Here is a 15163-nt window from a genome sequence, read left to right as displayed (position 1 = left end):
CGCTGTCTTACCGCTCGCCCGGGTCGCGATCAACGCCCCGGCCAAGCCGTGACCAAGTCCATCCCCAATCGGAACGGCGATCTCCTTGGCGCACAAGCATTTCCCCATCTAGAGACGTTCCGGGCACGGGCGGAGGTGGCCCGGGGGCGCGGGGACCGATACCCGCGATTCAATTGCCAATTGCTCTCCGAAATGCGATCAAGACGTTTTTCCGGATAATGCGGGCAGGTGATCGCGGTCACCAGCCCGCGCGTCCCACGAGGTGGGAGAAAACAGCCCCGGACTGAGCCGTAAGCGTTACCGGATTGCGACGTTCGGCCGCCACTGAGCCCCCGCCGGCGCGGCGGACGGCCCCCCGGACCCCGCTCCGGCATTTCCAGCGCGAGTGCGTTTCGAAAAACGGGACCGAACCGAATGGCACGCCCGCGTCGAATATGTCCGTACACATCGCGAAAAAAGTGGTACTAAAGTCAAAGCGGGCCTGTTACTTTCGTACCACTTGGCGCTCGCACGATTCGAAGAATTCATCTGTAACGGACCGTCCGTCAGCTGACTACTCGCCGGTAGAGTCACTCAAACATGCCCTGGATCACCCGTCGGAGCAGGCCGTTACAGCAAACCCGTCGCCAATAGGGTGAATGAGCATGCCGCCCGCCAAACCTCGGGTTACATCCCCGGCGACGTACACCGTCGCATTCGGTAATACTTCCTCGAATGCTCCGTTTGGCGGTCGCTGAAAACTGGGCGGGTTGACACCGTTGCCGTGCACTCAATGCACATAACTCCGCGCGGGGCACGCGGAGTTGCGTTACGGACTCACGATGTCTTGTGGGTCACATTCTCGGGTCGGACACTGAAAACGGTTCACGGGCGTGGTGGACCGACCGCGGTGAATCAACCGAGGAACACCCGTGCCCCTGGGAAGTCGATGAGCGAGGATCGATGGATTTCGCCCAGATGTCGCGACGGCTCGGCGAGCTGGTCGTGAGCCGGGGCGTGCCCGGCGCGCAGGTCGCCGTGCTGCTGGAAGGCCGACGGACGTCGGCCGTGTTCGGCGTGGCCAGGCAGGGCCGGGCCGAACCGCTCACCGAGGGCGCGAAGGTCCCGGTGGGCTCGGTGACCAAGGCGTGCACCGCCGCGGTGGCGCTGGCGCTGGCCGAGGAGCAGGACCTGGAGCTGGACGAGCCCGTCTCCGAGTACCTGCCGGAACTGGGGCGGGACACCGCCTTCGGCGCGGTGACCACGCGCCAGCTGCTCAGCCACACCGCTGGGCTGCCGTCCGACGCGACGGACACGAGCGCGTCCTCGCCGCGCAGGCACGTGCTGACCGCGTGCCGCACCCTCACCCCGGTGGGCGAGCCGAACGAGGGTTTCTCCTACTCCAACATCGGTTACGTTGTCGTCGGCGCAGTCGTCGAGGCCGTGACCGGGATGAGTTGGCGGGAGTCCGTCGACGCGGTCCTGGGCAAGCCGCTCGGGCTCGACCTGGCCTACGTCGTCGGTGACACCCGCGTGGACGTCGTGCACGGGCACGCGGTGCGCTCCGGGCACCCCGCCCTCCCGGTCCGCCAGTCGCTGAGCGAACTGGACGCGCCCGCGGGCGCCATCGCGGCGAGCGCGTTGGACCTGCTCACCGTCGGCGGTGTGTTCCTCGGCGCCGAAGAGCTGATCGGCGAGGACCTGCTGGTGCAGGCACGGACGCCGGTGGACGGCGCCGAGCCGTTCGGCATGGCCGACGGGTGGGGTCTCGGCGTCGCGGTGCACGGCGACTGGTTCGGCCACGACGGCACCGGCGACGGCACGTCCGCGCACCTGCGGGTGCACCCGGAGTCGGGCACGGTGGTCGCGCTCACCACCAACGGCAGCAACGGTTTGCACCTGTGGCAGGAGTTCGCCGCGGAGTTCGGCCTCGGTGGGCAGCCCGCCGTCGACCGCGGCGGCCAGGTGCCCGCGCCCGAAGACTGTTGCGGCGACTACCTCAACGGTGACCTCACGTACACCGTCACCGAGGCCGCTGACGGGCGGCTCGCCCTCGCCGTGGACGGTGAGGACTACGCCGAGCTGACCCCGCTCGACGGCCTGCTCTTCGCCCTGCGCGACGTGGACACCGACGACACCAGCCAGACCGGGCGGTTCCTCACCGGCCCCGGCGGCGGCGTCGACCGCGTCCAGGTCGGCGGACGGCTCGCGCGCCGCCGCTGACCAGCACCACCCCCAGTCCCCGCCGGGTGCGCCCCGGCCCTCAAGCATGCCGACCGTTCCCGAAAGGGTCGACCACCGATGACCGCTGAGACGGCTCCGACGCCGTTGTTCGCCGCACTGACCCAGGAGTGGACCGAGGCCGCGCGAGCAGTGCCCGCGCGGACCTTCCCCGAGCTGTTCGAGGCGCGGGTGGCGCGTTCGCCGAACGCGCTCGCCGTGCTCGACGGCGACCGCCGCCTGAGCTACGCGGAGCTGAACGCGTGGGCGAACCGCCTGGCGCACAAGCTGATCGCGGCGGGCGCGGGGCCGGAGAAGATCGTCGCGCTGGTGCTGCCGCGCTCGGTGGACATCGTCGTGGCGCAGCTGGCGGTGCTCAAGGCGGGCGCGGCGTACCTGCCGGTTGACCCCGCCTACCCGCGCGAGCGGATCGCGTACATGATCGACGACGCGAGGCCGCTGCTCGTGCTGCACGTGCTCCCGGAGTGCGAGGGGCAGCCGGAGAGCGACCCGGTCGTCGACATGACCCCGGACAACGCCGCCTACGTCATCTACACCTCCGGCTCCACCGGGCGCCCCAAGGGCGTCGTGGTGTCGCACCGGGGTCTGGCGAACTTCTCCGCGGCCGAGGCCGAGCGCTTCGACGTGCGGCCGGGCGACCGGGTGCTCCAGTTCTCCTCGCCGAGCTTCGACGCCTCGGTGCTGGAGCTGTGCATGTCGCTGCCGCTCGGTGCCGCGCTGGTGGTGCCGCCGGAGGGGCCGCTGCTGGGCGAGCAGCTGGCCGAGGTGCTGGAGCGGTGCCGGATCAGCCACGCGCTCATCCCGCCGGTCGCGCTGGCCACCGTGCCGGACGGCGTGCGGCTGCCGGAGTTCCGCACGCTCGTCGTCGGCGGTGACGCCTGCCCGCCGGAACTGGTGCAGCGGTGGGCCCCGGGTCGCCGCATGATCAACGCCTACGGTCCGACCGAGGCCACGGTGGTCTCGACGTGGAGCCGTCCGCTGGTGCCCGCCGACGCGCCGCCGCCCATCGGTGGCCCGATCTGGAACACCTCCGCGTACGTGCTGGACGCCGCGCTGCGCCCGACCGAGGTCGGCGAGCTGTACGTGTCCGGTGTCGGTCTGGCGCGCGGCTACCTGCGCCGTCCCGGGCTGTCGGCGACGCGCTTCGTCGCGGACCCGTTCGGCCCGGCCGGGAGCCGGATGTACCGCACGGGCGATGTCGTCCGGCGCACTCCGGCCGGGGTGCTGGAGTTCGTGGGGCGCGCCGACCACCAGGTCAAGCTGCGCGGCTTCCGCATCGAGCTGGGCGAGATCGAGGCCGCGATGCAGGCGGTTCCCGGCGTGCGCCAGGCCGTCGCGATCGTGCGCGAGGACCGCCCCGGCGACAAGCGGCTCATCGCCTACCTCACCGGCTCCGCCGACCCGGCGGCCGTCCGCGAAGCGCTCGCGGCGGAGATGCCGAACTACATGGTGCCGGCCGCGTTCGTCACGCTCGACGCGTTCCCCTTGAGCCCCCACGGGAAGCTCGACCGCAAGGCACTCCCGGCGCCCGCGCGCGCCGGTGCGGTGGACAGCCGTCCGCGCACGGAGCGCGAGGAGGTCGTGGCGGGCCTGTTCTCCGACGCGCTCGGGACCGACCAGATCGGCATCGACGACGACTTCTTCGGGCTCGGCGGCGACTCCGTGCTGGCCGTGAAGGTGTTGGCGCGCCTGCGGGAGAAGTACGGCAGTGCGGTCTCCGCGCGCGCCGTGTTCGACGCGCCGACCGTGGCTACGCTGGCCGCGCTGCTGCCCGAGACCGCGACCGCGGCGGAGTGGATTCCGCGCGCCGACCGCAGTCGCCGGTTGCCGCTTTCCTCGGCGCAGCAACGGCTCTGGCTCGTGGAGGATCTTGCTCCCGGTGGTACTGACCACAACACCGGTGTGGCTCTGCGGCTGAGCGGGCCGCTGGACATGGTGGCGCTGCGCTCCGCGCTGGACGAGCTGACGCAGCGGCACGAGGCGCTGCGCACGACCTTCGACTCCGTTGACGGAGAGCCGTTCCAGGTCATCGCCGACGAGGGCGTGATCCCCGTGCGAGTGGTCTCCGGCGTGGACGTGGACGCCGAGCTGGAGCGCGAGCTGAGCCGCCCGTACCTGCTGTCGAGCGCGCTGACCCGCGTGCTGCTGGTGGAGGTCAGCGCCGAGGAGCACGTGCTCCTGTGGGCGCAGCACCACATCATCACCGACGGCTGGTCGGTGTCGCTGCTGTTGGAGGAGCTGGCCGAGCTGTACACGGCGGCCGTCCAGGGCCTGCCCGCGATGCTCACCGAACTGCCGATCTCCTACGCCGACTACGCGGTGTGGCAGCGGGAGCGCTCCAAGGACGTGCTGGGCGGCGGCGTCTCGCACGGGCACCTGGCGTACTGGCGGCACAAGCTCGACGGCCTCGAAGTGCTCGACCTGCCGACCGACCACCTCCGCCCGCCGGTGCGGACCTCGGCCGGAGCCGTGCACCGCAGCGTGCTGCCGACCGATCTCGTCGAGCGACTGTCCACTGTGGCCAGAGCGCACGACGCGACGTTGTTCATGACGTTGACGGCCGCTGTGCAGATCATGCTGTCCCGGTACTCGCGGCAGCGCGACATCTCCGTGGGCACGGTGAACTCGGGTCGCGGGCGCACGGAACTCGAAGGCATCGCGGGCTTCTTCGTGAACACTCTGGTGCTGCGGTCCTATGTAGACCCATTACTGGAGTTCCCGGACTTCCTCGCCGAGGTCCGCGAGACGGTTCTGGAAGCCTTCGCGCACGACGAGATTCCGTTCGACCGCCTCGTCGAACACCTCCAGCCGGAGCGCGACCCGAGCCGGACTCCGCTCGTGCAGGCCCTGGTGGCGTTGCAGCAGCCGTTGGTGCGGCGCGACCGCATGGGGCAGCTGCGCGTCAGCGAGCACGACCTGCCGCGCCCGTCGTCGCGCTTCGACGTCGTGGTGGAGTTCTGGCCGACCGCCGACTCCTTGACCACGACCATCGAGTACAACACCGATCTGTTCGACGCGGACACCATCGCGCGGATGAGCGAGCACCTTGAGGTGTTGCTCAGCGGCATCGTGTCCGCTCCGGACAGCGTGCTCGGCGACCTGCCGATGCGCGGCTCCGAGGAGGTCGTCGCCGACACCGCCGAGATCGTGCGCGTGCGCGGTTTCCGGGTGGACGTCGATTCGGTGGAGTCCGTCCTTTTGCGACACTCCGATGTGGACGATGCGGTCGCCGTGGTGGACACCGAGGCCGGTCGCGGTCGGCTCGTGGCGTTCGTGAAGGCGCGCAAGCAGGATTCCGTTGCGCTGCGGACCTTCCTGGCGCAGGTGCTGCCGGACTACATGGTGCCGACCGCGTTCGTGTTCGTGGACTCCCTCGACCGCGACGAGCTGCCGGAGATTCCAGCTGAGGCTCGCGCGGAGTCCAAGCACGTCGCGCCCAGGACGCCGGTCGAAGCCACGCTCGCGGAGATCTACGCCGACGTGCTCGGTGTGCCGAAGGTGGGCGTGCGGGACAACTTCTTCTCCCTCGGCGGCGACTCCATCCTGTGCATCCAGGTGGTGACCAGGGCGCGCAAGGCCGGGCTCGTGCTGTCCTCGAAGGACATCTTCCAGCACCAGAGCATCGCCGCGCTCGCGCCGCACGTCACCGAGGCGCGCGTGCAGCAGCAGCACAGCGAGCAGGGCGAGGTCGTCGGCGACGTGCCGCTGACGCCCATCCAGAAGTGGTTCCTCACCGGCCACAGCGTCTCCCCCGACCGGTTCAACCAGTCGATGCGGATCATGTTGGACGAGAAGGCCGACGTGGTGGCGTTGCGCGCCGCGCTGGTCGCGGTGATCGAGCACCACGACGCGCTGCGCATGCGCTTCCGCGTGGTGGACGGCGACTGGGCGCAGGACAACGCGCCGGTCGGTGCCGTGGAGCCGTTCAGTGACGCGGCCCCGGACGAGGCGTTCGACCTCGGCGCCGGGCAGTTGCTGCGGGCGAAGGTGCTGGACGCGCGGACCGTGCTGCTGACCGGGCACCACCTCGTCGTGGACGGCGTGTCGTGGCGGATCATCGCCGAGGACCTGGAAACCGCCTACCGGCAGGCTCTTCGCGGCTCCACCATCCACATCGGACAGAAGTCCACGTCGTTCCAGGAGTGGTCGCGGCGGCTCACCGCGCACACCGTTGACGGTGGTTTCTCCGGCGAGCGCCGGTACTGGGGCGAGCACGCTGAATGTGAACTGCCGGTGGACCACGAGGGCGTGAACGACGCCGCGTCGATGCGCGAGGTCAGCGTTTACCTTTCCACCACGGAAACCGATGCGCTGCTGCGCGACGTGCCCGAGGCGTACCGGACCCAGGTCAACGACGTGCTGCTGGCCGCGCTGGGCCGCGTGCTCAGCGACTGGACCGGCACCGAGCGCGTGCTGCTGGCGCTGGAGGGGCACGGCCGCGAGGAGCTGTTCGGCGACGTCGATCTGTCGCGGACGGTCGGCTGGTTCACCACCATGTTCCCGGTCTCGCTGCACCTGCCGGACTCCGGCTGGGGCGAGGCGCTGAAGTCGGTCAAGGAGCAGTTACGCGCGATTCCCGGGCGCGGCATCGGTTACGGGGCGCTGCGCCACATCTCCGGCGACGCCGCGCTCACGGCCGCACCGCAGGTGAGCTTCAACTACCTGGGCCGCTTCGACGACAGCCAGGGTGAGCTCGCGCTCGACATGGCCCCGGAGGCGCAGCGCACGTACCTGCTCGACGTGGTCGGCCGGGTGGAGAAGGGCGCGCTCGCTTTCACTTGGTACTACTCGGAAGCGCAGTACGAGGGCGACACGGTCCGCGCGCTGGCCGGAGCGCTGCTCGCCGCGCTCCAGGAGATCATCACGCACTGCGCCGCGGCCGGTTCCGGTGGGCGGACGCCTTCGGACTTCCCGCTCGCGCGGCTCACGCAGGAGCAGGTCGACCGGCTGGTCACTCCGTCCACACAGGACGTCTACCCGCTCACCTCGATGCAGGCCGGGATGGTGTTCCACGGCCTGTCCCAGGGTGATCAGGGTGCCTACTTCCAGCAGACCAGTTTCGTGCTGGACGGCGTTCGCGACAGCGAGCGCTTCGCCGAGGCGTGGCAGCAGGTCGTCGACCGGACTCCCGTGCTGCGCAGCTCCGTGGTGTGGGAGGGCGTCGGCGAGCCCGTGCAGATCGTGCACGACTCGGTCCGGCTCCCCGTCACTTTCCTCGACTGGACCGGTGTTTCCGACTCCGAGCGCCAGTCTCGATTGGCCTCGCTGCTGGAGTCCGACCGCGCCGAAGGTCTCGACCTGGCCGCCGCGCCGCTGATGCGCGTCGCGCTCGCGCGGCTGTCGGGGACCGAGGTCCAGGTGCTGTGGACGTTCCACCACGTGCTGCTGGACGGCTGGAGCGTCTTCCAGGTGCTCTCCGACGTGTTCGAGGCGCACTCCGGGCGCGGTGAGCCGTTGGAGCGGCGGCCGTTCCGCGACTACGTGGAGTGGTTGCAGGGCCAGGACAAGGACGCCGCGGAGGCGCACTGGCGCAAGGTGCTCGGCGACTTCACCGAGCCCACGCCGCTCCCCCAGGACCGCGCGAGCACCGACCTGCACGACACCGCGGCTTCGGAGCAGCAGTCGTTCGGTCTGTCCATTGAGGACTCCGCGCGGCTGTACGCGTTCGCGAAGGAGCACCGCATCACGCCGAGCGCGGTCGTGCAGGGCGCGTGGGCGCTGCTGCTGTCCCGCCACAGTGGACGGAGCGAGGTGTGCTTCGGCTCGACGGTGTCCGGCCGCCCGGCCGATCTCGCCGGCGTGGACGCGATCACCGGCATCTTCATCAACTCGCTGCCGGTGCGGGTCGCGGTACCGGGCGATACCGAGATCTCCGAGTGGTTGCGCGAGCTTCAGGCCGCGCAGGTGGAGGCCCGGGGCTTCGAGCACGTGTCGCTGACGCAGATGCAGGCGTGGAGCGGCGTCACCGGTGGCCGGTCGCTGTTCGACAGCCTGCTGGTGTTCGAGAACTACCCGATCGACGACGACGCGGCGAGCGCGCACGGGCTGCGCCTGCGCGAGCTGCGGGCGGTGGAGACGACGAACTTCCCGCTCAGCGCGACGGTCTACCCCGGTGAGCAGCTGTCCTTCGTGCTGGGCTTCGAGCCGAAGCTGTTCGACGCCGACACCATCGGCCGCCTCGGCGCCGACCTGCGCTCGCTGCTGGTCGACATCACCACCGACGGTTCCGTTCCCGCCTTCACCGGCGAGGTGGCCGTTGCCGAGGTCGAGCGCTTCAGCTCTTCGCCCGCCGCTCCGGTCGGTTACGTGGCGCCGGAGACCGAACTGGAGGAGGCGCTGGCGGAGATCTGGGCCGAGGTGCTCGGGGTGGAGAAGGTCGGCATCGAGGACAACTTCTTCGACCTGGGCGGGGACTCGATCCTGAGCCTGCACATCACCTCCCAGGTCAAGGAAGCCTTCGACGTCGCGCTCACTCCGCGTGATGTGCTCACCAGCCGCACGGTCGCCGCACTGGCCGCGCTCGTCGAAGAAACGATCTTGCGGGAGCTCGAGGCTCTCGCTGCTGAGGAAGAAAACTGATGTCGTCCAAGCAGAACCGTGCCTCCGCCCTGCCCGCGCACCTCCAGGAGAAGCTGAAGCAGCGGCTGGCGGGCAAGGCGAAGCGCGTCGACCTCATCCCTGCCGCGCCGCGCGACGAGCCGTTGCCGTTGTCGTTGGCGCAGCAGCGGTTGTGGGTCCTGCACGAGCTGCACCCGGACGACAACGAGTACAACAGCGCGCTGGCGGTGCGGCTGACCGGCGCGCTCGACCTGCCGAAGCTCGTCGCGGCGGTGCGCACCGTCCACAGTAGACACGAGTCGCTGCGGACGACCATCGGCGAGCTGGACGGCACGCCGGTGCAGGTCGTGCACCCCGCCGGGGAGCTGCCGGTCCCGGTGGTGGACTGCGCGCGTGAGGACCTGAACTCCTTGTTGGAACAGGAGTTCTCCTGGGTCTTCGATCTGCGGAACGGTCCGTTGTTCCGGGCGATGATCGCGCGCGTTGACGAGAACGAGCACGTGCTGCTGCTCAGCTCGCACCACATCGTCGTGGACGGCTGGTCGATGGGAGTGCTCGCCACCGAACTGAGCACGCTCTATGCGTCGGCAGATCTGGCCGCGCCGTCGTTGCAGTACGCGGACTTCGCGGTGTGGCAGCGTGGCCGGCTGGCGTCGATGGACGGGCACCTGGACTACTGGAAGAAGCAGCTCGACGGCATCGAGCCGCTGGGCCTGCCGACCGACCGGCCGCGCCCGGCGGTGCGGACCTCGGCGGGTGCCGCACACGAGTTCATGCTGTCGCCGTCCGTCGTGTCGCGGCTGTCGTCGTTGGCGCGCGAGTGCGAGACGACGCTGTTCACCGTGCTGATGGCCGCGTGCAAGGTGCTCTTCGCGCGCTGCTCCGGGCAGTCGGACATCGCGCTCGGCACCGTCAGTTCGGGTCGGTCGCGGCCGGAACTCGCTGGTGTGGTCGGCTTCTTCATCAACACCGTGGTCCTTCGCTCCACTGTGGACTCTTCGCGGACCTTCGGCGAGTTCCTTCGCGAGGTCAACACCACGGCGCTCGATGCCTTCGCCCACGACGAACTGCCCTTCGACCGCTTGGTCGACGCGGTTGGCGTCGCGCGCGACCCGAGCCGCAACGCGCTGTTCGACGTGATGGTGCTCTTGCAGAACGCGCAGCGCGGTCTGCCGGAGTTCGCCGGGCTCCAGGCTTCGGAGGTGAGCCTCAACCGCTGGGCCGCGAACTTCGACCTCAGCGTGGAGTTCACCGAGCGCGCTTCGGGCTTGGAGTGCGTTTTCGAGTACAGCACCGATCTCTTCGACGCCGCGACGATGGAGCGGCTGGCGTCTCACCTGACCACGCTGCTCGGATCGCTCGCGGTCAACACGCGCCTTGACCAGCTCTCGTTGATGGACTCGGGTTCGCTGGCGCGGGTCACCAAAGAGTGGAACAGCACCCAGCTCGACGTGCCGCGCAACAGCTACGTGGAGCTGTTCGAATCGCAGGTCGCGCAGCGCCCGCACGAGACCGCGCTCGTGTGCGGCACCGATGAGTTGACGTACAAGGAACTCAACGAGCGCGCGAACCGCTTGGCGCACAAGCTGATCGCCTCCGGAGCTGGCGCGGAGCGGGTCGTCGCGCTGAGCCTGCCGCGCTCGACGGAGATGGTCGTCGCGATCCTCGCGGTGCTCAAGACGGGATCGGTGTACCTGCCGATCGACCCCGGGCTCCCCGAAGCGCGGCGCACGGCGATGCTGGCCGACGCGGACCCGGTGATCCTCGTGACCGGCACGGGTTATCTGTCCGATGTGGACACGTTTCCCGCTACCAACCCGGATGTCGCGATCCACCCCGAACAGGGCGCGTACATCATCTTCACCTCGGGGTCGACGGGCTTGCCCAAAGGAGTCGTCGTCGAGCACCGCCACCTGGTGAACCTGCTCTTCAACCACCGCAACGACTTCGTGGCCGACGCGGGTGGCGGACGGCTCCGGGTGGCGCTGTCCGCCGTGTTCTCCTTCGACACCTCGTGGGAGGGCCCGGTCCTGCTGGCCGACGGCCACGAGCTGCACCTGCTGGAGGACTCGGTCCGGCTCGACGCCGACGCGCTGGTCTCCTACGTGCGGTCGCGGCGCGTCGACTTCCTCGACCTCACCCCGTCCTACGTGCAGCAGCTCATCCCCGCCGGCCTGCTCTCCGGCCCGCACAAGCCCAAGATCCTCATGCTCGGCGGCGAGGCGCTCAGCGAATCCCTGTGGCGCGAGCTGGCTTCCGTACCGGGCACCGCGAGCTACAACTTCTACGGCCCCACCGAGGTCACCGTCGACGCCGTGTCCACGCGCGTTCGCGGCTCCCGCCCGGTGATCGGCCGACCGCTGCGCAACCTCCAGGCTTACGTGCTGGACAACCGACTCCGGCCCGTGCCGCCGGGTGTCGCGGGTGAGCTGTACCTCGCGGGCGCCCAGGTCGCGCGCGGCTACCTCAACCGTCGTGGTCTGACCTCGTCGCGCTTCGTGGCCAACCCCTTCGGCGCCGGTTCGCGGATGTACGCCACCGGCGACCTCGTGCGCTGGACGGCCTCCGGGGAGCTTGAGTACCTCGGCCGCACCGACGACCAGGTCAAGATCCGCGGCTTCCGCATCGAACTCGGCGAGATCGAGACCGCCCTCGCCTCCCACCCCTCCGTCCGCGAGGCCGTCGTCATCGCCCGCGAGGACACCCCCGGCCAGAAACGCCTCGTCGGTTACGTGGTCGCCGACACCGGCGAGCTGCGTGATCACCTGCGGGGGTCGCTGCCGGAGTACATGGTTCCGGCGGCGTTCGTGGTGCTCGACGAGATCCCGCTGACGAAGAACGGCAAGGTCGACCGTCGCGCGCTGCCCGCCCCGGAGTGGGACGGCGATGACCACGTCGCGCCGCGCACGGAGGTCGAGGCGACGCTGGCGGAGATCTGGGCCAGCGCGCTCGGCGTGGACCGGGTCGGCGTGCTGGACAACTTCTTCGGGCTCGGCGGCGACTCGATCCTGAGCATCCAGATCGTGTCGCGGGCGCGCAAGGCCGGGCTGAAGCTGGCTTCGCGGGACGTCTTCCTGCACCAGACTGTCGCTGAACTGGCCGTCGCGGTCACCCCGGCCGTCGCGGCGGAGGTCGTGGAGCAGCCGTCGTGGCCCGCGCCGCTGACGCCGATCCAGCACTGGTTCCTCGCCGAGCACGGCCCGATCGACCACTTCACGATGTCCGCGTTGATCGGGCTCGCGTCCGATGTGGACGAACGAGCCCTCGAGCAGGCGCTCACCATCGTGGTGAGGCATCACGAAGCACTGCGGCTGCGGCTGAACGACCGGACGCAGTCCCCTGTGGACAGTGAGATCGTCTTGGAGCGCGGCACCGACCCGCTCGCCGCGCAGACCGGGCTGTCGCTGGAGAACGGACCGGTCATCAGGGCCGTTCTGCTGGACGGCCCGAAGCTCTTCCTGACCGTGCACCACTTCGCCATGGACGGCGTGTCCTGGCGAATCCTGCTGGGTGACCTGGAAGCCGCCTACGACCAGATCCGCGCGGGCTCCGCCCCGGAACTGGAGCCGGTCGGGACCTCCTTCGGCCAGTGGTCGCACGCGCTGTCCGCGCACGTCGCGGGCGGAGCGCTGGACGATGACCTGGCGTACTGGGCGAGCCTGCCGACGAACGTCTCACTGCCGGTGGACCGCGACGGCCCCAACACGGCGGGCTCCACGCGCAGCGTCTCCGTGCGGCTCACCAAGGACGAGACCGACGCGCTGCTGCACCAGGTGCCCGGCGTGTACCGCACGCAGGTCAACGACGTGCTGCTCAGCGCGCTCGGCCGAGCCCTGTCGTGGTGGACGGGCGAGGGCACGGTGTCCGTCGCACTGGAGGGCCACGGCCGCGAGGAGATCATCGACGGCGTCGACCTCTCCCGCACGATCGGCTGGTTCACCACGCAGTTCCCCGTCGCACTGAGCATGCCGTCCGAGGACTGGGGCACGGTGCTCAAGTCCGTCAAGGAACAGCTCCGCGCCGTGCCGCACCGGGGCCTGAGCTTCGAGGCGTTGCGCTACCTCAAGGGCGGCCTGGACAAGCACGAGCTGCCCGGCGTGAGCTTCAACTACCACGGCCAGTTCGACATGGGCTCGGAAGGCCTCTTCCGCGAGCGTCACGAGGCGGTTGGCCAGGACCTCGCACCCACCGAGACGCGCACGTTCCTGCTCGACGTCGCCGGGGTGGTGGAGAACGGCGAGCTGGAGCTGACCTGGATCTACTCGGAGAACGTGCACGACGAACGCACCGTGCGCCGCGTTGCCGAGCAGACCGTGTCAGCGCTCAGGGAGATCGTCGTCCACTGTGGACGCTCTGGGGTCGGCGGTCGCACTCCGTCGGACTTCCCGTTGGCCAAGCTCACCCAGTCCCAGGTGGACCGCATCGCGGGCACGGGCGCGAACGTCGAGGACATCTACCCGCTGACGCCTTTGCAAGCGGGAATGCTGTTCCACAGCCTCGTCGACTCCACCTCCGGCGTGTACGTGGACCAGATCCGGCTGAAGCTGGACGGCGTCTCCGACCCTCGCTTGCTCGGCGACGCCTGGCAGACCGTCGTGGACCGCAACCCGATCTTGCGCAGCGGTGTGGTCTGGGAGGGCGTTGACGAGCCCGTTCAGGTGGTTCGCCGCGAGGTCGCGTTGCCGGTCGAGCACTTCGACTGGCGCGGACTGTCCGAAGAGGACCGTGATCGCGAGCTTTCGCGGGTGCTTGACGAGGATCGCGCTGAGGGCATGGACCTCAACGCCGACGTGCTGATGCGCGTGGCGATCGCTCGTTACACCGACGACCGCGTGCTGGTGATCTGGTCCTCGCACCACGTGCTGCTCGACGGCTGGAGCACCGCGCAGGTCTTCGGCGAGGTCTGCGACGTGTACGCGGGCAAGCGCACTCCGCCCGCGCGACGTCCGTTCCGCGACTACCTCCGGTGGCTCGACGCGCAGTCCACGTCGGCGGCTGCGGAGCACTGGCACCGCGTTCTAGAAGGTTTCGAGTCCCCGACGCCGCTCCCCTACGATCGCCAGCCCACCGAGGCCCACCGCGCCGAGGGCACTTCGGCTGTCCGCGTCTCCTTGTCGCAGGAAGAGTCAGCCCGGCTGCGCGCCATCGCGCAGAGCAACGGCCTCACGGTCAACACGGTCGTCTCCGGCGCGTGGGCGCTGTTGTTGTCGCGGTGCAGCGACTCCCGCGACGTGACCTTCGGCAGCACGGTTTCGGGTCGGCCGGACGAGCTCGTCGGTGTCGAGTCGATGGTCGGCATGTTCATCAACACCGTGCCGACGCGGACCACTGTGGACAGTTCGCGGAACACCGCCGAGTGGCTTCGTTCGCTCCAGGCCGCGCAAAGTGAGTCCCGGCGCTACGACTACGTTTCCCTTGCGCAGCTTCAGAGCTACGTCGGCGGGACCACGCTCTTCGACAGCGTTCTCGTCTTCGAGAACTACCCGTTCGAGGAGAGCACCGGTGAAGGTGTTCGCGTCGCCAACGTGTCCGCGCTGGACACCACGAACCTCCCCCTGACGCTGACCGCGCACCTCGTCGACCGGCTGAACTTCGACCTCGCCTACGATCCGCGCCTGTTCGACGCCTCGACGGCTGAGCGCATCGCGGGCTGGCTGCGCATGCTGCTGTGCGAGATCGCCGAGGACGCGAACCGGCCGCTGTCCGCGCTCAGCTGGCTCTCCGCCGACGAGCGCCAGCGTGTGCTGACGGAGTGGAACGACACCGCCTGGGAGACGCCGTCGGCGCTGTTCCCCTCGGCGTTCGAGGACCAGGCCGCCCAGACTCCGGACGCGACCGCCGTGGTGTTCCAGGGCTCGGCGTTGAGCTACTTGGAGCTGAACGAGCGCGCGAACCGCTTGGCGCACAAGCTCATCTCGATGGGTGCCGGGCCGGAGAAGGTCGTCGGGCTCCGGTTGCCGCGCACCGCTGACATGATCATCGGCATCCTGGGTGTGCTCAAGGCGGGCGCGGTGCACCTGCCGCTGGACCGCGAGCTTCCCGCCGAGCGCCTGGACTTCCTGCTCGCCGACGCCGCGCCCATGCTCGTGCTCACCGAGCTGCCCGACGCCGCCGACCAGCCGTCGACCAATCCCGGCGTGGCCATCGGCCCGGACAACGCCGCGTACGTCATCTACACGTCGGGTTCCACCGGCAAGCCCAAGGGTGTCGTTGTCTCCCACGGGAACCTCGCGACCCTGTATCACGGTCACGTCCGCGACCTGATCACTCCGCTCGCTTCGTCGGGCCGCGTCAAGGCGGCGGTCACGGCGGTGTTCTCCTTCGACACCTCGTGGGAAGGCCCGATCTTCCTCGCGGCGGGCCAGGAACTGCACATCATCGACGA

3 protein-coding genes (1 of these 3 only partly in view) are annotated in these 15163 nt (G+C 69.5%); all 3 read left to right on the top strand.

Annotated features, from left to right (window positions below):
• Nucleotides 1–942: 942 nt before the first annotated feature.
• Nucleotides 943–2202, top strand: coding sequence for a serine hydrolase (locus CCN37_RS10905; RefSeq protein ID WP_086820610.1), 1260 nt, complete (start codon nt 943–945; stop codon nt 2200–2202).
• Nucleotides 2203–2280: 78 nt separating this feature from the next.
• Complete coding sequence (locus CCN37_RS10900) at nt 2281–8799, top strand: non-ribosomal peptide synthetase (protein WP_086820609.1); 6519 nt, start codon at nt 2281–2283, stop codon at nt 8797–8799.
• Nucleotides 8799–15163: the 5' end (the start) of a non-ribosomal peptide synthase/polyketide synthase gene (locus CCN37_RS10895; protein ID WP_168200618.1), read on the top strand. Its footprint extends 12574 nt past the window's final position; 6365 of the gene's 18939 nt are visible here — the first part of the coding sequence; the start codon lies at nt 8799–8801; its stop codon lies beyond the right edge, outside the window. Before CCN37_RS10900 ends, CCN37_RS10895 begins: the two co-directional genes overlap by 1 nt.

It is taken from the genome of Allokutzneria sp. NRRL B-24872 (genome assembly GCF_002155965.1).
Lineage (GTDB): Bacteria > Actinomycetota > Actinomycetes > Mycobacteriales > Pseudonocardiaceae > Allokutzneria.
The sequence above is the reverse complement of the archived record's forward strand: the minus strand, read 5'-3'. Positions and strand labels throughout refer to the sequence as shown.